20 protein-coding genes are annotated in these 18,037 nt (G+C 65.9%); 6 read left to right on the top strand and 14 right to left on the bottom strand.

What is annotated here, in order from left to right:
* Positions 1 to 9 precede the first annotated feature (9 nt).
* On the top strand, positions 10 to 1,272 hold the full coding sequence (locus ASC68_RS12510) for a hemolysin family protein (protein WP_055879930.1): 1,263 nt from the start codon (positions 10 to 12) through the stop codon (positions 1,270 to 1,272).
* Positions 1,273 to 1,415: 143 nt separating this feature from the next.
* Here the strand turns inward: ASC68_RS12510 and ASC68_RS12505 are convergent, their stop codons facing one another.
* The 5 genes from ASC68_RS12505 to ASC68_RS12485 form a co-directional block, all read right to left on the bottom strand.
* The gene (locus tag ASC68_RS12505; RefSeq protein ID WP_055879369.1) at positions 1,416 to 2,150 is read right to left on the bottom strand and encodes an SDR family NAD(P)-dependent oxidoreductase; all 735 of its coding nucleotides are present in this window, start codon (positions 2,148 to 2,150) and stop codon (positions 1,416 to 1,418) included.
* Between the two features lie 245 nt (positions 2,151 to 2,395).
* Positions 2,396 to 3,886 (bottom strand): amidophosphoribosyltransferase, encoded by a 1,491-nt coding sequence (gene purF / locus ASC68_RS12500; protein ID WP_055879366.1) that lies wholly within the window; start codon positions 3,884 to 3,886, stop codon positions 2,396 to 2,398.
* Positions 3,887 to 3,978: 92 nt separating this feature from the next.
* Positions 3,979 to 4,629, bottom strand: a complete 651-nt coding sequence (locus tag ASC68_RS12495; RefSeq protein ID WP_055879363.1) for a CvpA family protein — start codon at positions 4,627 to 4,629, stop codon at positions 3,979 to 3,981.
* 124 nt (positions 4,630 to 4,753) lie between these two features.
* Complete coding sequence (gene radA / locus ASC68_RS12490; protein WP_055879360.1) at positions 4,754 to 6,142, bottom strand: DNA repair protein RadA; 1,389 nt, start codon at positions 6,140 to 6,142, stop codon at positions 4,754 to 4,756.
* A gap of 313 nt (positions 6,143 to 6,455) precedes the next feature.
* Complete coding sequence (locus ASC68_RS12485) at positions 6,456 to 7,070, bottom strand: 2'-5' RNA ligase family protein (RefSeq protein ID WP_055879357.1); 615 nt, start codon at positions 7,068 to 7,070, stop codon at positions 6,456 to 6,458.
* A 202-nt stretch (positions 7,071 to 7,272) separates the two neighbouring features.
* Between ASC68_RS12485 and ASC68_RS12480 the strand changes: the two genes are divergently transcribed.
* Positions 7,273 to 8,487: an enolase C-terminal domain-like protein gene (locus ASC68_RS12480; protein WP_055879354.1), complete on the top strand. Its 1,215-nt coding sequence runs from the start codon at positions 7,273 to 7,275 to the stop codon at positions 8,485 to 8,487.
* A gap of 180 nt (positions 8,488 to 8,667) precedes the next feature.
* On the opposite strand, the gene ASC68_RS12475 is transcribed toward ASC68_RS12480, so the two are convergent.
* The gene (locus tag ASC68_RS12475; protein ID WP_055879350.1) at positions 8,668 to 9,009 is read right to left on the bottom strand and encodes a hypothetical protein; all 342 of its coding nucleotides are present in this window, start codon (positions 9,007 to 9,009) and stop codon (positions 8,668 to 8,670) included.
* Between the two features lie 19 nt (positions 9,010 to 9,028).
* Here ASC68_RS12475 and ASC68_RS12470 point away from each other — a divergent pair, with 19 nt between their 5' ends.
* Positions 9,029 to 9,631 (top strand): S41 family peptidase, encoded by a 603-nt coding sequence (locus ASC68_RS12470; RefSeq protein ID WP_055879347.1) that lies wholly within the window; start codon positions 9,029 to 9,031, stop codon positions 9,629 to 9,631.
* Here the strand turns inward: ASC68_RS12470 and ASC68_RS12465 are convergent.
* Positions 9,628 to 10,095 (bottom strand): VOC family protein, encoded by a 468-nt coding sequence (locus ASC68_RS12465; protein ID WP_055879344.1) that lies wholly within the window; start codon positions 10,093 to 10,095, stop codon positions 9,628 to 9,630. The two genes, ASC68_RS12470 and ASC68_RS12465, sit on opposite strands and share 4 nt — an antisense overlap.
* 141 nt (positions 10,096 to 10,236) lie before the next feature.
* Here ASC68_RS12465 and ASC68_RS12460 point away from each other — a divergent pair, with 141 nt between their 5' ends.
* The gene (locus ASC68_RS12460) at positions 10,237 to 11,007 is read left to right on the top strand and encodes an SDR family oxidoreductase (protein ID WP_055879341.1); all 771 of its coding nucleotides are present in this window, start codon (positions 10,237 to 10,239) and stop codon (positions 11,005 to 11,007) included.
* Between the two features lie 44 nt (positions 11,008 to 11,051).
* Here ASC68_RS12460 and ASC68_RS12455 read toward each other — a convergent pair whose 3' ends face one another.
* Both ASC68_RS12455 and ASC68_RS12450 read right to left on the bottom strand, forming a co-directional pair.
* Positions 11,052 to 11,594: a YidB family protein gene (locus tag ASC68_RS12455; protein WP_082528112.1), complete on the bottom strand. Its 543-nt coding sequence runs from the start codon at positions 11,592 to 11,594 to the stop codon at positions 11,052 to 11,054.
* Positions 11,595 to 11,626: 32 nt separating this feature from the next.
* Positions 11,627 to 11,881: a GlsB/YeaQ/YmgE family stress response membrane protein gene (locus ASC68_RS12450; RefSeq protein WP_055879338.1), complete on the bottom strand. Its 255-nt coding sequence runs from the start codon at positions 11,879 to 11,881 to the stop codon at positions 11,627 to 11,629.
* Positions 11,882 to 12,024: 143 nt separating this feature from the next.
* Here ASC68_RS12450 and ASC68_RS12445 point away from each other — a divergent pair, with 143 nt between their 5' ends.
* On the top strand, positions 12,025 to 12,837 hold the full coding sequence (locus tag ASC68_RS12445) for a pirin family protein (RefSeq protein WP_055879923.1): 813 nt from the start codon (positions 12,025 to 12,027) through the stop codon (positions 12,835 to 12,837).
* A gap of 4 nt (positions 12,838 to 12,841) precedes the next feature.
* On the opposite strand, the gene ASC68_RS12440 is transcribed toward ASC68_RS12445, so the two are convergent.
* The 4 genes from ASC68_RS12440 to ASC68_RS12425 form a co-directional block, all read right to left on the bottom strand.
* Positions 12,842 to 13,336, bottom strand: a complete 495-nt coding sequence (locus ASC68_RS12440) for a hypothetical protein (RefSeq protein WP_055879335.1) — start codon at positions 13,334 to 13,336, stop codon at positions 12,842 to 12,844.
* 21 nt (positions 13,337 to 13,357) lie between these two features.
* On the bottom strand, positions 13,358 to 14,494 hold the full coding sequence (gene alr / locus ASC68_RS12435) for an alanine racemase (protein ID WP_055879333.1): 1,137 nt from the start codon (positions 14,492 to 14,494) through the stop codon (positions 13,358 to 13,360).
* A 2-nt stretch (positions 14,495 to 14,496) separates the two neighbouring features.
* Positions 14,497 to 15,987 (bottom strand): replicative DNA helicase, encoded by a 1,491-nt coding sequence (locus tag ASC68_RS12430; protein ID WP_055879330.1) that lies wholly within the window; start codon positions 15,985 to 15,987, stop codon positions 14,497 to 14,499.
* A gap of 191 nt (positions 15,988 to 16,178) precedes the next feature.
* Positions 16,179 to 16,616, bottom strand: a complete 438-nt coding sequence (locus tag ASC68_RS12425) for a MarR family transcriptional regulator (protein ID WP_055879326.1) — start codon at positions 16,614 to 16,616, stop codon at positions 16,179 to 16,181.
* Between the two features lie 73 nt (positions 16,617 to 16,689).
* On the opposite strand from ASC68_RS12425, the gene ASC68_RS12420 reads away from it, so the two are divergent.
* Positions 16,690 to 17,223 carry a cytochrome b gene (locus tag ASC68_RS12420; protein WP_055879323.1) on the top strand — a complete coding sequence of 178 codons (534 nt, stop codon included), beginning with the start codon at positions 16,690 to 16,692 and terminating at the stop codon, positions 17,221 to 17,223.
* 8 nt (positions 17,224 to 17,231) lie between these two features.
* On the opposite strand, the gene ASC68_RS12415 is transcribed toward ASC68_RS12420, so the two are convergent.
* Entirely contained in the window at positions 17,232 to 17,987 is a 756-nt protein-coding gene (locus ASC68_RS12415) for a TetR/AcrR family transcriptional regulator C-terminal domain-containing protein (RefSeq protein ID WP_197421182.1), read from the bottom strand.
* Positions 17,988 to 18,037: the final 50 nt, after the last annotated feature.

Here is an 18,037-nt window from a genome sequence, read left to right as displayed (position 1 = left end):
CTCGAAATTCTGATTGTCGCCGTCCTGACGCTGGTCAACGGCCTGCTTGCAATGAGCGAACTGGCGGTGGTCTCGTCCCGCCCGGCACGCCTCAAGGTCCTCGCCGCCGAAGGCAAACGCGGCGCCACCGTGGCGCTGAAGCTGCAGGAAGACCCCGGCAAGTTCCTCTCCTCGGTGCAGATCGGCATCACCCTCGTCGGCGTGCTCTCGGGTGCGTTCTCCGGCGCCACGCTCGGTGAGCGCCTCGGTGACACCTTGATTGGCGCCGGCATCAATCCCACCGTCGCCGCGCCGCTCGGCGTCGGTATCGTGGTCATCATCATCACCTATCTCCAGCTGATCGTCGGCGAGTTGGTGCCCAAGCAGATCGCGCTGCGCGATTCCGAGGGGGTCGCCGCACGGGTGGCGCCGGCGATGGCGCTCATCGCCTCGATCGCGGCGCCGCTGGTCTGGCTGCTCGATATCTCGGGCAAGCTGGTGCTGCGCCTGCTCGGCCAGAGCGGCGAGACCGACGAGCGGGTGACCGACGAGGAGGTAAAAACCCTCATTGCCGAGGCCGAGCATGCCGGCGTGCTCGAGACCGAAGAGCGTCACATGATCTCGGGCGTCATGCGGTTTGCCGACCGTTCGGCCCGCGGCCTGATGACCCCGCGTCTCGATGTCGAGCTCCTTGACCTGAGCGAGACGCAGGAAGAAATGATCGAAAAACTCCGCGCCACCCGCCACTCGGTGCTGCCGGTGCAGGACGGGGCGGTGGATACGATCGTCGGCGTGATCGTCCGCAAGGATCTGGTCGAGAACGTCCTGGCCCGCGAGCCGCTGGACATGCGTACGCTGGTCAAGCAGGCGCCCGTGGTGATGGATCGCTCCAGTGCGCTCGATGTGCTCAAGGCCATCCGTGGCTCGCTGGTGCACATGGCGCTGGTGTTCGACGAATACGGCCACTTCGAAGGCATCGTCACGCCCGGCGACATTCTCGAGGCGATCACCGGCGCGTTCCAGGAGGAAGAGGGCGACGAGAAGGCCTATGTCACCCGCGAGGATGGTTCATACCTCGTCTCGGGCTGGATGCAGGTCGACGAGTTCCAGGCGCACCTCGGCGTGCCCGTTCCCAAGGACGCCAAGTTCGAGACGGTCGCTGGTTTTGTGCTGGCCGAGCTCAATCACCTGCCGGCAGTGGGCGAAACGTTCGAACGCGGCCACTGGCGCTTCGAGGTGCTGGACCTCGATGGCCGCCGCATCGACAAGATCCTGGTGACGCGGCTGAACTAGGCGGTTCCCGTCTGCGCTCCAAACGCGCCGTTATCACCGGGTCATTCCCGCGAAAGCGGGAACCTCCGTTTGCGGTGCCTGCGGCCAGACGCAGATCCCCGCTTTCGCGGGGATGACCCGGTACAGGCGACTCTGCGACGGGCCTAGAGCGGCCGCAGCTCCGACTTCTCCCAATCGAACAGCATACGGTTCTCGGTGAACTCCGGCGCGATCATGTCGATCAGCTTGGGGGTCAGCGCCGCGGGGCGGGGCAGGGTGTCGGGGTTCTCGCCCGGCATTGCCTTGGCCCGCATCGCGGTGCGCACGGCGCCTGGGTAGAACACGTTGACCCGCACCGGCGTGATGCCGCCAACTTCGGCGGCATAGCTCTTGGCCAGCGCCTCGACCGCCGCCTTGCTCGCCGCATACGGGCCCCAGTTGGCGCGCGCCGAGCGCGCCGACGACGAAGAGATGATCACCACGCGGCCCGCCACCGACTGGCGCAGCAGCAGGTCGAGCGAGCGGATCAGCCGGTAATTGGCAGTGACGTTGAGGCCCATCAGCTTGTCGAACTCTTTGGGCTCGACATGCGCCAGCGGGCGCAACTCGCTCAGCATCGCCGCATTGGCGACGAACCCGTCGAGGTGTCCCCAGCGCTCGAAGATCGCATGCCCGAGCCGGTCGATGCCGTCGAAATCGCTGAGGTCCATCGGCACCAGCGTGGTGCTGCCGCCGCTCTTCTGGATCTCGTCATCGAGTTCTTCCAGCCCACCGATGGTGCGCGCCACGGCAATCACATGCGCCCCGCGCCGCCCCGCTTCGAGCGCCGCCTGATAGCCGATGCCGCGCGATGCGCCGGTAACGAGGACGATCTTGCCGGCAAGCGAGTTGGTGGTCATGCGTGAGATTCCCTGGAGTTTCGGCCCGGGTTCTAGCGGGGGAGCTGAATGTGGGGAAGGGCAAAGGTGTCACAGCGATGGCCGGCAGGCCGGTGGCTGTGGACCCCCACCATTGATCCCTCCTCGCAAGGGGGAGGGAGACGACAGTCTCAATGTCAGTGTAGGGGGGCTCCCTCCCCCTTGCGGGGAGGGGACAGGGGTGGGGGTCAGCGCGCGCCGGGTTTCTGGATCATTCCAGAACCCCGTCAGCTCGCTTCCTTCATCAGCGACAGCGTCTTGGGATCGTTCTTGCTGCGGCCATTGAGGTCGGTGAGCTTGGTCGGATAGTCGCCGGTGAAATGGTGGTCGGTGAACTGCGGGCTGAGCGGGTTGCGCTTCACTCCGCCGACCGCGTCGTAGAGCCCGTCGATCGAGAGGAACGCCAGGGAATCCGCGCCGATGAACCGGCACATCGACTCGAGGTCGGGGTGCTGGTTGGCGAGCAGGTTCTCGGGATCCGGCGTGTCGATGCCGTAATAGTCGGAGTAAAAGATCATCGGCGAGGCGACGCGGATATGCACCTCGCGCGCGCCGGCTTCGCGGATCATCTGCACGATCTTCACCGAGGTGGTGCCGCGCACGATGGAATCATCGATCAGCACGACGCGCTTGCCTTCGATCTCGGCCCGGTTGGCCGAGTGCTTCAGCTTCACGCCAAAGGCGCGGATCGACTGGGTTGGCTCGATGAAGGTGCGGCCCACATAGTGGTTGCGGATGATGCCGAGCTCGAACGGGATGCCGCTTGCCTGCGCATAGCCGATCGCCGCTGGCGTGCCGCCATCGGGCACCGGCACCACGACGTCGGCTTCGACCGGCGCTTCCTTGGCGAGGTTGATGCCCATGCGCTTGCGCGCCGAATAGACCGGGCGGCCGGCGACGATCGAGTCCGGACGGGCGAAGTAGACATACTCGAACAGGCAGATGCGCTCGGGGCGGGGGGCGAACGGCTTCACCGAGTCGATGGTGATGGTGCCATCCGGCTGGGTCTCGCAGATCACCACTTCGCCGTTCTCGACATCGCGCACGAACTTGGCGCCGATAATGTCGAGCGCACAGGTCTCCGACGCAAAGATCGGCTTGCCGTCGAGGTCACCCAGCACCAGCGGGCGGATGCCGTTGGCATCGCGTGCGCCGATCAGCTTGGTGCGGGTCATCGCCACCAGCGCGAACGCGCCCTCGAGATGCATCAGGGCATCGATGAAGCGATCCGAGGAGGCGATTTTCTTGGAGCGGGCGATCAGGTGCAGCACCACCTCGGTGTCCGAGGTCGACTGGCAGATGGCGCCCTGTGAGATCAGTTGCTTCCTGAGCGTCAGGCCGTTGGTGAAGTTGCCGTTATGGGCGATGGCGATGCCACCGACTTCCAGCTCGGCGAACAGCGGCTGCACGTTACGCAGGATCGTCTCGCCGGTGGTCGAGTAGCGGACATGGCCCATGGCGAGATGGCCGGGCAGCCGTCCGACGGTCGCCGGGTCGGTGAAGTGATCGCCGACGAGGCCGAGCTGGCGTTCCGAATGGAACTGTTTGCCGTCGAAGCTGACGATGCCCGCCGCTTCCTGTCCGCGGTGTTGCAGCGCGTGCAGGCCGAGCGCGGTGAGGGTTGCGGCCTCGGGGTGGCCGAGGATGCCGAACACGCCGCACTCCTCGCGCAGCGTATCATGGTCCCATTCCGCGATCGGTTTGGCGTTCTGGGTCATCGGGCACCTCCAGGGTTCAGGTCGGGCCAAACAAGACGGGACCGCAGATGCGGCCCCGTTCACAAATATGCAATGCGCTCACCCGAATTTCATCAGGCGTTGGGCGCGGCCCCCTCGGCCGGCGGCTCCAGCGGCGCGTCGTTCTCGAGCTGGTCGGTGCCTTCTTCGTTGGGCACGTCGGCATCCGGCGTCGGCACGTCGTCAGGCGACGCATCCTCGCCCGTGCCGCCACCGGCGCCACGCTGCAGGATGTCGGTGACCTGCTTCTCGAGATCAGGCGGCAACAGCGCGATCAGGCTGTCGCCGAAATTGCGAAGGATCGGCAGCGAGCGCGACTCGGCCGCCCAGGAGGGCAGGTTCGAGGGCATCAGCCACAGCCCGAAGATCACCACGATCACCGCAATCAGCACGCCACGGGCGACGCCGAAGATGAACCCCAACGTGCGGTCGAGCGGCCCGACGCGGCTGTCGACAACGAAATCGGCGATCCGCATGGTGATCAGGTGGAGGATGATCAGCGCCACGATGAAGGTGCCGAGCACCGTCACGATGTCGGCCACGATCGGCTCGGCGATATAGCCGCGCGCGATCTCTTTGTGGTTGAAATAGGCATAGGCGGCAATCGCCGCGGAGCCCGCCCAGGTCGCTAACGACAGGATTTCACGCGTGAATCCACGGGCCGTAGCCAGGATCGCCGAAATCAGGACGAGAACGCCGATGCCGACGTCAAATGCAGTCAACATAGAGAAAATCCGCCCCTGGGACCCGCTTCAGGGTCCCGTGTAACCATTAATCGTGGCAAAGCCAAGCACGGAGGATGAGGTGCATGGCCGATGTTCACGGAAAGCAGAAGGCGTGGCCAAAGCGCTACTCTGCCGCCTGCCGCTGACCACGGGCCGCGATGCGTCCGATGAGCTCGGCGAGCTCGGCATACTCGCCCACGGCGATGCCGTTGGGCACGTCGCCCTTGCCCAGCCGACCGGTTACCGCGCCCAGGAAACCGAGCTTCTGCGCCTCGCGCAGGCGCTGCGCCGCATGGGCCACCGGGCGTACGCCGCCGGCCAGCGAGATCTCGCCGAAATAGACATTGGACGAGGGGAGCGGCGAGCCGGTCAGTGACGAGATCAGCGCCGCCGCCACCGCCAGGTCGGCCGCCGGCTCGTTGATTTTCAGCCCGCCCGCGACGTTGAGATAGATGTCGTTGGCGCCGATCCGCACCCCGCAGCGCGTCTCCAGCACCGCCAGTACCATCGACAGCCGCGACGAATCCCAGCCGATCACCGCGCGGCGCGGCGTGCCGAGCGGCGAGGGCGAGACCAGCGCCTGCACTTCGCACAGCATCGGGCGTGTGCCTTCCATGCCGGCGAACACGGCAGACCCCGCCGCGTCCTTGTCGCGCTGGTCGAGGAACAATGCCGAGGGGTTGGCCACTTCGCGCAGGCCCAGTGTCGACATCTCGAAGACGCCGATTTCGTCGGTGGCGCCATAGCGATTCTTCACGCCGCGCAGAATGCGGAAGGTGTGGCTGGAGTCGCCCTCGAAATACAGCACCGCGTCGACCAGGTGTTCGACGACGCGCGGCCCGGCAATCTGCCCATCCTTGGTGACGTGTCCGACCAGCACCACGGCGGCGCCGGATTTCTTGGCGAAGCGGGTCAGCGCCTGCGCCGAGGTGCGCACCTGGGTGACGGTGCCCGGGGCGCTCTCGACCCGATCGGTCCACAGCGTCTGGATCGAATCGATGATCACCAGGTCCGGCGGCGGGCCGTTCTGCAGCGTGGCGAGGATGATCTCGACATTGGTTTCAGACGCCAGCAGCACGGGACGATCGCCCAGCTCCAGCCGCTGCGCCCGGAGCCGGATCTGCGCCACCGCTTCTTCGCCGGAGACATAGACGATGCGCCGGCCGCGTTCGGCCAGCGCGGCCGCCGCCTGCAGCAACAGGGTGGATTTGCCGATGCCCGGATCGCCACCGATCAGCACCGCCGAGCCCATGACGAAGCCGCCGCCGGTCACCCGATCGAGCTCGCCGATGCCGGTCTCGACCCGCGCCGCCGTCTCGGTTTCACCGGCCAGCGGCAGCAGCTCGATCGGCCGGCCGCCGGCGATTGCCGATTTCGGCCCGGCGCCGACGCCCGAATCGACGATCTCCTCGACGATGGTGTTCCACTCGCCGCACGCCTCGCACCGCCCCTGCCACTTGGTGGTCAGGGCGCCACAGGCCTGGCAGACATAGGAGGTTTTGGTACGCGCCATGAGATGCCCCGGAGGAGTCGACGACAGGTAGCCGACTATGGGGGCAAAGGCAAGAACGAAGAGTGAACAACCAACGGCCGCAGTCACCGGTCTCGTCTCCCCTTTGCGGGGGAGAATTCCAAGGGGCCCATGGTGGGCCCGACCTTGCCATCTCACCGGCTGTCATCCCAGCGAAAGCTGGGACCCAACTCGCGGCTCGCGCCAGCTGATGGATGGGTCCCAGCTTTCGCTGGCATGACACGCGGTGGGAGCGGAGGCCCTGTGCCTCCCATCGGCGCCAACGAGGAGATGGGCTGGTGGAGCGTCCGTGCCTTCACCGCCGTGGCCACTCCCCGATCACCTCATACCGTCCCTGCCCATAAAAACTGCGGACCAGCGCGAACCCGTCCACCCGCAATGTCGGCGGCCGCTCCAGCACCACCTCGGGCGCGTGCACCCGGTCGTAGCAGAGCGTCAGGTGGAACGCCTCGCTGGCGGCCGAGCGCACCTCGAAGCCGCGCTCCAGCATGCCCCAGCGCAGCAGCCGGGCAAGCTCCACCAGCGGCGTGTCCGAACCCGGACGTAGCACCAATGGTGGCGAGCCCACCTTGCGGCGGAAGCTGGCGAGCCGGGTGAGGGCGATATCGAATGGCTGAAAGCCGATCGCCTCACCGGTCGCCATCGCCACCGCGAGGTCGCTGCCGCTCAGTTCCTGGTAGAAGCCGACGCCGACCAGCGAGATATGGAGCGTCGTTGCCGGCAACAGCGCCGCCGTGATGCCGTAGAGGCGCCGCTGCTCGTCGACGATCTCCTGCAATGCCGGGCGGATCCCGCCACCGACCAGCACGGCGAAGAAGACCGGGTCGCGCCCCTGCCGTGGCGGCACCCTGATCGACTTGAGTGGCCGCGTGTCCTCAGCGAACATCGACAGCTGTGGCAGATCGGTCATCTCATCGGTCCTCCGGCTTAGGGACACACAAGGAACCAGTGAGGCTGAGCGGGAGTCAAGAACAAAAAGAGAACAAATTGCACCGAAGCGGTGCGCTCGACCTTCGCCCAACTTGCCTCCGCCGCCGCCGGTTGCGAAGCTCACCTCCTCGCGACTCCGAACGGCCCGACCAGCGGCCGGAACAAGCAGACATAGGGAAGAGATGACCAAGATCACCGGGATCGAGACGATCCGCACGCGCGCCGACGGCACCTGGCTGTTCGTCAAGGTTCTGACCGACCAGCCCGGCCTCTACGGCATCGGATCGGCCTCCGACCACTACCGCGCCAAGGTGGTAGAGGCGGCGATCGAGAACGTCACGCCACTGCTGATCGGTCGCGATGTCAGCCGCATCGAGGACATCTGGCAGTCCGTCTATACCCAGAGCTACTGGCGCAACGAGGCCATCGGCAACACCGCCCAGGCCGGCATCGACATGGCGTTGTGGGATATTAAGGGCAAGGAAGCCGGCATGCCGGTCTACCAGTTGCTCGGCGGCAAGACCCGCAGCGCTGTCGCCGCTTACGCCCACGCCCAGGGCGACTCGCTCACCGAGCTCGAGGACGATGTCCGCCGCTACTGGGAGGAGGGCTACACGGTCATCCGCTGCCAGCTGGGCAATTACGGCGGCGGCGGTTTCCTCGATCGCGCCAATGCCCGCGGGCCGAAAGATCACTGGCCGCAGGACAAGGCCTTTGACGACGACGCCTACCTGCAGGCCATCCCCGAGATGTTCGCGCACCTGCGTGACAAGCTCGGCTGGGGACCGAAATTTACCCACGACGTGCACGAGCACCTGGCGCCGACCAATGCCGTGCAGCTGGCCAAGCTCCTCGAGCCCTATCGGCTCTACTTCCTCGAGGATCTGCTCTCGCCCGAACAGGTCGGCTGGTACCGCCAGGTGCGTCAGCAATGCGCCACGCCGCAGGCGATGGGCGAGCTGTTCGTCAACCCGCACGAATATCTGCCGCTGATCACCGAGCGGCTGGTCGATTTCGTCCGCGTCCGTATCTCGAAGGGCGGCGGCATCACCCAGGCGCGCAAGATCGCGACGCTGTGCGAATGGTTCGGCGTGCAGACCGCCTGGCAGGAAGGTGGCGACAACGACCCGGTGAACCAGATGGCGGCGATGCATGTCGATCTCGCCTCCACCGCCTTCGGCATCCAGGAGGAGAACCACTTCAAGCCCGAGGAGTACGAACTGTTCCCCGGCCACGCCGTGCTCGAGGGCGGCTACCTCTACGGCAACGAGCAGCCCGGGCTTGGCATCGATATCGACGTGAAGAAGGCCGAAGCGCTGCTCGATCCGGACAAGGCGGCGAAGTCGCACTACATGGCCGAAGACCGCCGCCGCGATGGCGGCATCGTCCGGCCGTAGCGAGGGCCGGCGGGCGGACTCGATTGAGGGAGGCGGACCATCGAAAGCCCCAATGACTGGCAGGCCGACCTGGCTCATTTGGCCGAAGGGATCGTCACCCGGCATCGACAGCCGTTTCATCTCATCTCGCAGGCGGCGTTCGAGGCGAAGGTGGCCGAGCTGTCTGCTCGGCTGCCCTCGCTATCCGATGCCGCGGCGGTCGTTGCCTTGCGCGGCATCGCGGCCAGCATCGGGGACGGCCACACCTTCGTCGCCGCGCCGCCTCGGCCGAAATTTCCGGTCGAGTTCTGCTGGTTCGGTGATCAACTTGCGGTGGTTCGCGCCACGGCTGCCCACCGCACGTTGATCGGCACTCAGCTGGTGGCGATCGGCGAGCAACCGGTGGCGGATGTCCAGGGTCGGTTGCAACAGCTCATTCCGCAGGGCGAGAACGCCGGCTATGTGCTGGCGCAGAGCGTCGAGCTTATGCGGGAGCCCGAGGTGCTCTCGGCTCTGGGCATCCCACCGCGGTTTTCGCTTCATCGATACCGCCGGAACCGAGGTGGCTGTCACCCCGGGCCCAGGCGACGAGCCGCTGCTGACCGCCGAGCACGCTCCGCTCTCGATGCAACGTATGGACGAACAGTTCTGGTTCTCGCATGTGGCCGAACGGGATGCGGTCTACGTGCAGTTTCGTTCCTATGGCGGGCTCGAGGCCAATGCCCTCGGGCTGTTCGACACCCTCAAGCAACAGCCGGCGCGACGGCTCATCGTCGACCTCAGGCGGAACGGTGGCGGCAACTTCCTTGCGGGTCGGCAGTGGCTGCTGCTCCCCATCGAGCTGCTGGGGCTGGTCGCGGGTCAGCTGTTCGTGCTGGTCGGTCGCCGCACCTTCTCCGCGAGCATGGTCAACGCCATCGATTTCCACCGCGAAACCGAAGCGATCCTCGTCGGTGAGCCGATCGGCGCCCGGCCATTCGGCTACCAGGAGAACGGCTGGTTCACGCTGCCCGGCTCCGGGCTGCGGGTCTCGGCCGCAACCCGGCTCTACCGCTTCGGTCCGGAGGACGCCGACAGCTTTCATCCGGACCAGCAGATCGATACCAGCTATGCCGACTTCGTCGCCGGCCGCGATCCGGTACTCGAGTGGGCGCTCGGCGCCTAGAGGTCCGGCATGCCGCTGAACACCTCGAGGATCACCCCGATATCCGGGGCGCTATCGAGATAGTGCACCTCGATGCCGGTAAAGGTGCCGCTGAGGGTGGATTGCCCGCCACGCGCCTTCTGGTCCCTCAGCGCCTGCCGGAAGTCCGGCGTCCTTACCGCGACATGGTGCACGCCGCCGACCCCGCCGCGCTGGGCGAGGAACTTGCCGAACATGTCGTTCTCGTCCTGTGGTTCGATCAGCTCCCACATCACATCGCCGATCATCGTCATGGCGATGCGCGAGCGCCACTCGGCCGGTTTGCCGTCGACCAGGACATTCTCGGCGTTCTCGGGCCCGATCTCCATGAACTCCCATGGCCCGATGCCATACTGCTCCTCATAGGCACGGACCGCCGCCTCGAGGTTGGGCACCACGATGCCGAGCTGCATCGTCTTGGTGAAGGTTGGCTGCTTTGCCGGCATGTCGGGGCTCCTGTGTTCAACAAAAGTGTTGATCAACATTATTGTTGAATACGAGTGAGCATCCTCTGTCAAGCCGGTGGGTTGGTCGACCTCGCGACTGCCGCTAGGGTGCCCGCCCACGTGAAGACCAGGGAGTACGGGATGCGGTTCGAGGGCCAAGCGATTTATGTCACTGGGGCAGGGCACGGCATCGGCCGCGCCACTGCGCTGCGCCTCGCCGCCGAAGGTGGCTCGATTGCGGTCTCCGATATCGATGGCCCCGCGGCAGAGGCCGTCGCCGCCGAAATCGTTGCGCAGGGTGGCCAGGCTTTCGCCACCAGCTGCGATGTCACCAGCCGCGACGCCGTCGATGCCTCCATCGCCGATACAGTCGGTCGTTTCGGTAGGCTCAACGTTCTCGTCAACACTGCGGGCGGCGACTGGAACGAGCCGGCGCTCGGCGAAATTCCCGATGAGCTGTTCGACCGCAAGATCGACGTCAACCTCACCGGCGTTTTCCGCTGCGTCCGCGCCGCCCTGCCGGCGCTGATCGCGGCCGGACCGGGCAGCAACGTTGTCAGCATCGGCTCGATCAATGGCAACTGGGCCTTTGGTGGCTACGCCTATTCAGCGGCGAAGGCCGGGCTCGAAATCCTCACCAAGAATTTTGCGGCCCGTTACGGCAGCCAAGGCGTCCGCTTCAACCTGATCAGCCCCGGCACCATCCGCACCCGCAACTGGACGGTGCGTGAAGACGATGGCGGCAAGCGTGCCCGCAAATATCCGCTCGGCCGCCTGGGCGAACCGGAGGACATCGCCGCCGCGGTGGCGTTTCTTGCCTCGGCCGATGCCGCATGGATCACCGGCATCAACCTCCCCGTCGAAGGTGGCATCATGACGGGCGGGCTGCACGACCTGATCATGGAGGGCTGATCAGTCGCGGCCAGTGTGGAGGGCGCCTGCCGCGACCGATGACATTACGCCGTTCCGGTCAACCGGTCGCGGATCTCGGTGTCGGATTGCGGAATGTTGCCACCCGGGGTCAGCCGGTCAACCGACTCGGGAATTGCAGTGGCGAGACGCTTCAACAGTTCCTCGCGTGACAGGCCGGTGCGCTGCGACAGCTCGGCCAGGTTCTCCGCGCCCACCGCCTGCTCAACCTGCGCGGGCGACAGGCCCTTGGTAGGAACGCCTACTGTGACCCAGGAATCGGCAGTTTCCGATTGGCCCGAGTTGCGGAAGCTGTCCATCAGGTCGCCGAGCCCGCCGGTGAGCACGTTGCCGTTCCCGCTACCAGCGGGCCGGCTCGCGTCTGTGCCATTGCCGCCACCACCGAACAGGTCGCCGAGGCTGCCCAGAATGCTCGAAAGCCCATCCTGGGCCGGAGCTCCGTCGGGGCCGGTGCTCGATCGGTTCTGAAAGCCCTTCAGCGCTTCGGCAATCTTGTCACGGTTCTGGTAGCCCGCCACGGCAAGCAACCCGAGCAGGGCGACCATTGAAGGCATTGCGTTCTTGGCCATGTGACTGGTCCTTTCAGGGATGGATTGGGTCGTCAGGTGCGACGGCGCATGAATGCGCCCCAGGCGAACAGCACGATCACGGCACCGACGACGGCGCCGATCAGCCCGGCACCTTCGCCGGGCGCGTACAAACCAAGGGCCTGCCCAAGGAAGGAAGCGACGAACGCGCCCACGATGCCGAGCACCGCTGTCATCACAAAGCCCGACGGTCCGCCGCTGTTGGGCAGGATGAGTTTTGCCACGATGCCGGCGACAAGACCGATGATAATGGTCCACAGAATGCTCATAGGCGAAGTCCCCTAAGCCCTCGCGCCAATGCGCAGAGGTCTCGGACAACGCCCAGTTGCTGACAGTGTTCCGGTCCTCGGGAGATTCGGGTCGAGATCACCAGTGCACCGGCAAGCCAGGTGCTGGCGACAGGAGGGGGATGGTGTTGCTGAAGGCCGGACGCAGCAAGGTGACGCGCGACTCGGGCGGTTTCGTCATCCGCCTCAACATGCCCGGCTGGATCTTCCCGCGTCCCACCGATCATGGGCACGGCGCGTTGGCGCTGGTGGTCGAGTCGTTCCTCGCGCCGGGTCGCCTCGTTGCCCTGCATCAGCACCGCAACGACGAGATCATCTCGTGGGTCCCTGACGGCGTGATGCGCCACCACGATGACGCCAGTGGCGACCTGGTCACCGACCCCGGCCACCTGCTGGTGATGAATGCCGGCCGCAGCTTCTGGCACTCTGAGCGGACGCTGCCGACCGACCCGCCCTTGCGCATGCTGCAGATCATGGTGCGTCCACATAGCATTGACCTCGAGCCGAACATCCAGCACGGGCCGCTTCCAGCCTGGATGCCGAACGTCTGGCGGCACCTGTTCGGACCCGAAGGCGGCAGCGCTCCCTTCTTCGTGCGCAACACCATCGACTTCTTCGATATCCGGCTCACTGTCGGTGCTCGTGTCATGCTGCCGGATATCCCGGGCCGTGACGTCTATTTCTACGTGTTCACCGGCGACATCGAAGCCGGAGGCCAGAGCTTTGGCGAAGCCGAGCAGGGCCTGTTGCTCGCTGGCGAGACGCTGGAGATCGAGGCAAAGACTGCCGCGGTGGTCGTGGCCTTCCTCATCGATCCCACCGCGCAACTGGTCCGCCAGGGGACCATCGGCGATAGCGCAAAGATTCCGCCGCCCTCACGTGCACGGTTGCTGCTCTGGCTTCTCGGCGTGCTGCAATGGTTCCGGCGGCGAACGTGATCCATCACCGGAGCCCGACGAACTCATCCATCTCACCGCGGTTGCCAAGCACGTACTTCGTCCCCTCGAAGCCATCCCACAGCCGCTGATGCGCCTGCCGCGAGTTGGCGTTGCTCCTCGTCGGATACTCGGCAACCCAGGCCAGCAGCGCCGCGAACGAGGCTTCGCTGCCGCCGCCCTGGTTGCCGCGCCGGCGCACATTGTCGAGACACGCTTCGACCGGCAGATCGAGGAAGATGAACTCGGTGGCGCGGGGCAGGGCGGCCGGCAGCAGCCAGCCATAGACGCCCTCCATCACCCACGAACCCTCGGTGGCGCGTTCGACCACCTCGTCGAACACCACCTGTTTCTCCCGCTCCTTGCCGCCATAGGCACCCTCCCAGTAGAGGTCGTCGAGCCGCACCAGCGGCAGCGACAGGCGCTGCGACAACCGCTCGCCCAGCCAGGTCTTGCCGGAGCCGCCATTGCCGGTGATCAGCACGCGCACGGCGTCAGCCATCGATCCGTACCCCGCCCTGGCTCATACGGTCGGCGCGGCGCTTTCCATGTAGTTGCGCGAGTAACGACCCTTGAGGCTGGTCAGCACTTCGTAGCCGATGGTGTTGGCGATGTCGGCATGGTCGTCGACGGTGATCTGCCTGCCGATGATCTCGGCCATCTCGCCCGGCGCCGGTGGCCGCGGCAGGTCGGTGACATCTACCCCGATCATATCCATCGACACGCGCCCGACCACCGGGCAGGGCTGGCCATTAATCACCACATGCGTGCCGCGGTGGTTGTTCGACGAGCTCAGCGAGCGGAAGAAACCGTCGGCATAGCCGATGGCAACGATGGCGAGGCGGCTGTCGCGCGACATGGTCTGCAGCGCGCCATAGCCGACCGTCTCGCCGGTCTTGACGTCCTTGGTCATCAGCACCGGCGCCTCGAGCGTCACCACCGGCGCCATCGGGTTGCGCCGCCCGGCGACCGCCCGCCCGCCATAGAGCGCGATGCCCGGGCGCACCATCTGGAAATGGTTATCGCGGTTGCTCATCAACCCGGCCGAGTTCGAGAGCGACGCCGGAATGCCGGGGAACTGCGCCATCACCGAGGTGAACAGCGCCAGCTGTGTGCGGTTCTTCTCGTGCGCCGGCATATCGGCGCAGGCGAGATGGCTCATGATCATCTGCGGCGCATAGCCGATCGAGTCGATCAGCCGCTTGACGATCGAGGTCTCGTTGAGCCGGAAGCCGAGCCGGTTGATGCCGGTATCGAAATGCAGCGCCGCCGGCAGCGCCTGATTGGAAGCGGCGCAGGCCGAGAGCCATTCCTCCAGCATCGGGATCGAGGCCAGGCACGGCATCAGTCGTTCGCCGACATAGAGCGGCGCCGACCCCGGATAGAGCCCGGAGAGGATGAAGATGTGGCTGTCCTCGGGCAGCGCCGCGCGCACCGCGATGCCTTCGTCGGGCGTTGCCGCAAAGAAGAAGCGGGCGCCCGCCTCGTAGAAGGCGCGCGAGGCCTGGGCGATGCCTGTGCCATAGGCATCGGCCTTCACCACCGCGCCGGTCAGCGCGCCGCGGCTCACCTTGTCGAGAGCCTGCCAGTTGCGCTTCAGCGCGCCCAGGTCGACCGTCAGCCGCCCGCCGTAACCGGTCGCAATGGCCGGTGCCGCCATCACTATTCCATCCTTTCGGGAAGGTATTCGGAGCGCGCCAGATTGCCGAAGCGCGTGAACTGCGCCTCAAAGCTCACCTGCACGGTCCCCGTCGGGCCGTGACGCTGCTTGCCGATGATCACTTCGGCCTTGCCGTGCACCTGTTCCATCTCGCCCTGCCACGCCATGTGTTCCGGCGTGCCCTCCTTGGGCTCCTTGTTCTTGAGGTAGTACTCCTCGCGATACACGAACAGCACCACGTCGGCGTCCTGCTCGATAGAGCCGGATTCGCGCAGATCCGAAAGCTGCGGATGCTTGTCGTCGCGGTTTTCCACCTGTCGGCTGAGCTGGCTGAGCGCGATGATCGGCACTTCCAGCTCCTTGGCCAGCGCCTTGAGCGTGGTGGTGATTTCGGTCAGTTCCTGCACGCGGTTCTCGCTCGACTTCTTGGACGAGCCGCTGAGCAGCTGCAGGTAGTCGACGATCAACAGGTCGAGGCCCTTCTGGCGCTTCAGGCGCCGGGCGCGGGCGGCCAGCTGCGCCACCGAGATGCCGCCGGTATCGTCGATATAGAGCGGCACCTGCGCCATCAGGTTCGAGGTGTCGACGAGCTTCGAAAACTGGCTCTCGTGAATGTTGCCGCGCCGGATGTCGGACGAAGAGATCTCGGCCTGCTCGGCGAGAATACGCGTCGCCAGCTGCTCGGCGCTCATTTCGAGGCTGAAGAAGCCGACATGCCCGCCATCGATGGTCTTGCTGTGCCCATCCGCCTGCACTTCGCCGCGAAAGCTCTTGGCCACATGGAAGGCGATGTTGGTGGCGAGCGACGTCTTGCCCATGGCAGGACGCGCCGCGAGGATGATCAGGTCGGAGCGCTGCAGCCCGCCCATCAGCCGGTCGAGATCGGTGAGCCCGGTCGAGGTGCCGCTGAGCGTGCCGTCGCGGCCATAGGCTTCGCCGGCCATCTTGATGGCTTCGGTCAGCGCTGCCGAAAAGCTCTGGAAGCCGCCGTCGTAACGGCCCTTTTCCGCCAGATCGAACAGCGCCTTCTCGGCCTCCTCGATCTGCTTGTTGGCCGTCGCCTCGACATCGGAGTCATAGGCGATCTGCACCATCTCCTCGCCGATCTGGATCAGGTTGCGGCGGATCGCCAGATCGTAGATCGATTGGCCGTAATCGGCCGCGTTGAGCACGGTCGTTGCTTCCGCCGCCAGCCGCGCCAGGTATTGCGGCATGGTCATTTCAGCGGTCAGGGCGTCGGCGAGGTAGGTCTTAGCGGTGATCGGCGTCGCCGTCTTGCCGGCGCGGATGATCTTGGCCAGCACCTCGTAGATGGTGCGATGGATCGGCTCGTAGAAGTGCTCGGGTATGAGGAAGTCGCTGACCCGGTAGAACGCCTCGTTGTTGACGAGGATCGCTCCCAGCAAAGCCTGCTCCGCCTCCACATTGTGGGGCGCGAGGCGGAAGCCCTTTTCGTCTTCCGGACGCAGGCGATGCACGTTGTTGTCGGCCATAGCGACTCGATACTCCCCCGCTCGTTAAGGTTTGCTTTACCAGCGGCTGTCCCGGCGACGGTCAAAAATGTGACGCCGGGGTGACCGAATCGGGTCCTCGGCGCGACGCCTGTGGTTAGTGTTGAAAGCGGGGGAAACCAAGGCGGCGCGTTTGCATTCGCGTCATCAGGCCGATCGCCGATTCGTACCCCTCATTCAGTGCCGGAATCGCGCTCCAGCGCTGCGATGATCCGGCGCATCATGCCGTAAAACACCTCGCGCTCCTCGGGCTCTAATGCATCGGTGGCGAGGCCGTTGACCTCGATGGCGGACACGAAAGCGGCCCTGGCGCGCTCGCGCCCGAGCGGCGTCAGCGACACCCGGGCGCTGCGTCGGTCGTTGGGGTCGGGCGTCCTCGCCACCAGCCCGTCGCGCTCCATGCGATTGAGCGTGTTCGCCATGGTCGGCTGTTCCACCGCGGCAAGCAGGGCCAGCTCTTTCTGCGTCATCGCCCCACCGTCCTGCAGCGCGAAGAATACCGGCATCGGCCCCGAACTGCCGCCCGCCAGTCGCCGCTCGATGGCGCGGGCGAATAGCCGCGCCGCCCAGTTGGTGAGGTAGCCGGCTGAGGTCTCGCGGACATAGCTCATTTACATAGCTTGCTATTTAAATTCATAGTGTGCTATGTAACCGTAGTTGGCCACGAAACGCAAGGAGCCTTCGATGTCCGCAACAAGCAGTTCGACGCGCTACGGCAGCGTCGCCATCGCTATCCACTGGCTCACCGCGCTGATGATCGTTGCGCTGTTCGCCACGGGCTTGCTCGCCGCCGCGCAGGTCGACCCGGCCGCCAAGCTCGTATTGTTGCGCGCCCACATTCCGTTCGGGGCAGGGGTGTTGCTGCTGACGCTGCTGCGTATCGTCTGGTGGCTCGCCATCGATCGGCGCCCGGCTCCGCCCGCCGATCAGCCCGGCTGGCAGAAGCTCGTGGCCAAAGCGGTGCACATCGCCCTCTATGCGGTGGTTCTCGTCACCGCCTCGAGCGGCATCGCCACCATCATCCTGTCGGGTGCGCTTCCCGCCATCATCGGCTCCGCCACGCTCCCCAACCTGGAGACCGTTCTGCCGCGTGCCGTCCACGGCATCGCCTCGCGCCTGATGCTGGGGCTGCTTGCTCTCCATATCGGCGCCGCTCTCTACCACCAGTTCATCCGTCGCGACCGCCTGCTGGCCCGAATGGGCGTAGGGGTCGCCTAGCGCACTTTCTAGCGCCCGGCGATCAGCGCCTCGATCCCGTCGAGCAGCCGCTCGAGGCCGAAGCGGAAGGCCTTCTCACCCCAGAACTCGCCCTGCCGTGCCGCCGTGGCAGCCTGACCCACCCGTGCCGTGAGGGGAAAGCGGCGCGGATCGACTAACCGCTCAAGCTGCGGCATGGCCTCGCGCCACCATTCCGGATCGCCCAGCCCCGTCTTCTCCCGTTCCGCCAGCAGCCCGGACTGCAGCGCGGCGGTGTGGGCCGCGTGGTTGAGCACGGCGGCCAGCGCCTGCTCCATCTCGAAATCCGTGAGGCCGATGCCCTCGAGCACTGCCAGTTCGACCTCGTTCTTCTCGATCTCGTGCGGTCCCATCGGCGAGCGCGCCGGGCGCGCTGCGGTTAGCCACGCGTTGGCAAGGAACAGCCTATGGTTCGCCTCGGCGACTAAGCTCAGTCCTTGGCGCCAATTGCGGCCATGCGGCGGGGCTCCATCCGGGTAGAGGCCGGCATAGACCCGGTCGACCATCAGCGCCAGCAACGCCGCCTTGCCTGGTGCGAAGCTGTAGGTCGCCATGGTCCGCACGCCAAGCCGAGCGGCAATGACACGCATCGACAGCGCCTCGAGCCCCTCGGCCCGCACCAGCTCGGTCGCCGCCGAAACGAAGTCGTTGATGGTGCGACCGCTGCGCCCGACTGGGCGAGAGTGGTCACTCCACAGCAGCGCAATGGTGTCGGCAAGGGAGCTATCGGTGTCGTTGCCGGCCAAAATTGTCTCCGGGCTGATGCTCCTCACTCCATAGCACCGTCACTTGGCTC

It is taken from the genome of Devosia sp. Root105 (assembly GCF_001424865.1).
Taxonomy (GTDB): Bacteria; Pseudomonadota; Alphaproteobacteria; order Rhizobiales; family Devosiaceae; genus Devosia_A.
This window is presented reverse-complemented; position numbering and strand designations above follow the sequence as displayed.

What these genes read in the sequence shown, in the direction of transcription:
- ASC68_RS12505 (WP_055879369.1), bottom strand. Translation starts at nt 2,150, where the DNA reads ATGACCACCAACTCGCTTGCCGGCAAGATCGTCCTCGTTACCGGCGCA.
- purF (WP_055879366.1), bottom strand. Translation starts at nt 3,886, where the DNA reads ATGACCCAGAACGCCAAACCGATCGCGGAATGGGACCATGATACGCTG.
- ASC68_RS12495 (WP_055879363.1), bottom strand. Translation starts at nt 4,629, where the DNA reads ATGTTGACTGCATTTGACGTCGGCATCGGCGTTCTCGTCCTGATTTCG.
- radA (WP_055879360.1), bottom strand. Translation starts at nt 6,142, where the DNA reads ATGGCGCGTACCAAAACCTCCTATGTCTGCCAGGCCTGTGGCGCCCTG.
- ASC68_RS12485 (WP_055879357.1), bottom strand. Translation starts at nt 7,070, where the DNA reads ATGACCGATCTGCCACAGCTGTCGATGTTCGCTGAGGACACGCGGCCA.
- ASC68_RS12480 (WP_055879354.1), top strand. Translation starts at nt 7,273, where the DNA reads ATGACCAAGATCACCGGGATCGAGACGATCCGCACGCGCGCCGACGGC.
- ASC68_RS12475 (WP_055879350.1), bottom strand. Translation starts at nt 9,009, where the DNA reads ATGAAGCGAAAACCGCGGTGGGATGCCCAGAGCCGAGAGCACCTCGGG.
- ASC68_RS12465 (WP_055879344.1), bottom strand. Translation starts at nt 10,095, where the DNA reads ATGCCGGCAAAGCAGCCAACCTTCACCAAGACGATGCAGCTCGGCATC.
- ASC68_RS12460 (WP_055879341.1), top strand. Translation starts at nt 10,237, where the DNA reads ATGCGGTTCGAGGGCCAAGCGATTTATGTCACTGGGGCAGGGCACGGC.
- ASC68_RS12455 (WP_082528112.1), bottom strand. Translation starts at nt 11,594, where the DNA reads ATGGCCAAGAACGCAATGCCTTCAATGGTCGCCCTGCTCGGGTTGCTT.
- ASC68_RS12450 (WP_055879338.1), bottom strand. Translation starts at nt 11,881, where the DNA reads ATGAGCATTCTGTGGACCATTATCATCGGTCTTGTCGCCGGCATCGTG.
- ASC68_RS12440 (WP_055879335.1), bottom strand. Translation starts at nt 13,336, where the DNA reads ATGGCTGACGCCGTGCGCGTGCTGATCACCGGCAATGGCGGCTCCGGC.
- alr (WP_055879333.1), bottom strand. Translation starts at nt 14,494, where the DNA reads ATGGCGGCACCGGCCATTGCGACCGGTTACGGCGGGCGGCTGACGGTC.
- ASC68_RS12430 (WP_055879330.1), bottom strand. Translation starts at nt 15,987, where the DNA reads ATGGCCGACAACAACGTGCATCGCCTGCGTCCGGAAGACGAAAAGGGC.
- ASC68_RS12425 (WP_055879326.1), bottom strand. Translation starts at nt 16,616, where the DNA reads ATGAGCTATGTCCGCGAGACCTCAGCCGGCTACCTCACCAACTGGGCG.
- ASC68_RS12420 (WP_055879323.1), top strand. Translation starts at nt 16,690, where the DNA reads ATGTCCGCAACAAGCAGTTCGACGCGCTACGGCAGCGTCGCCATCGCT.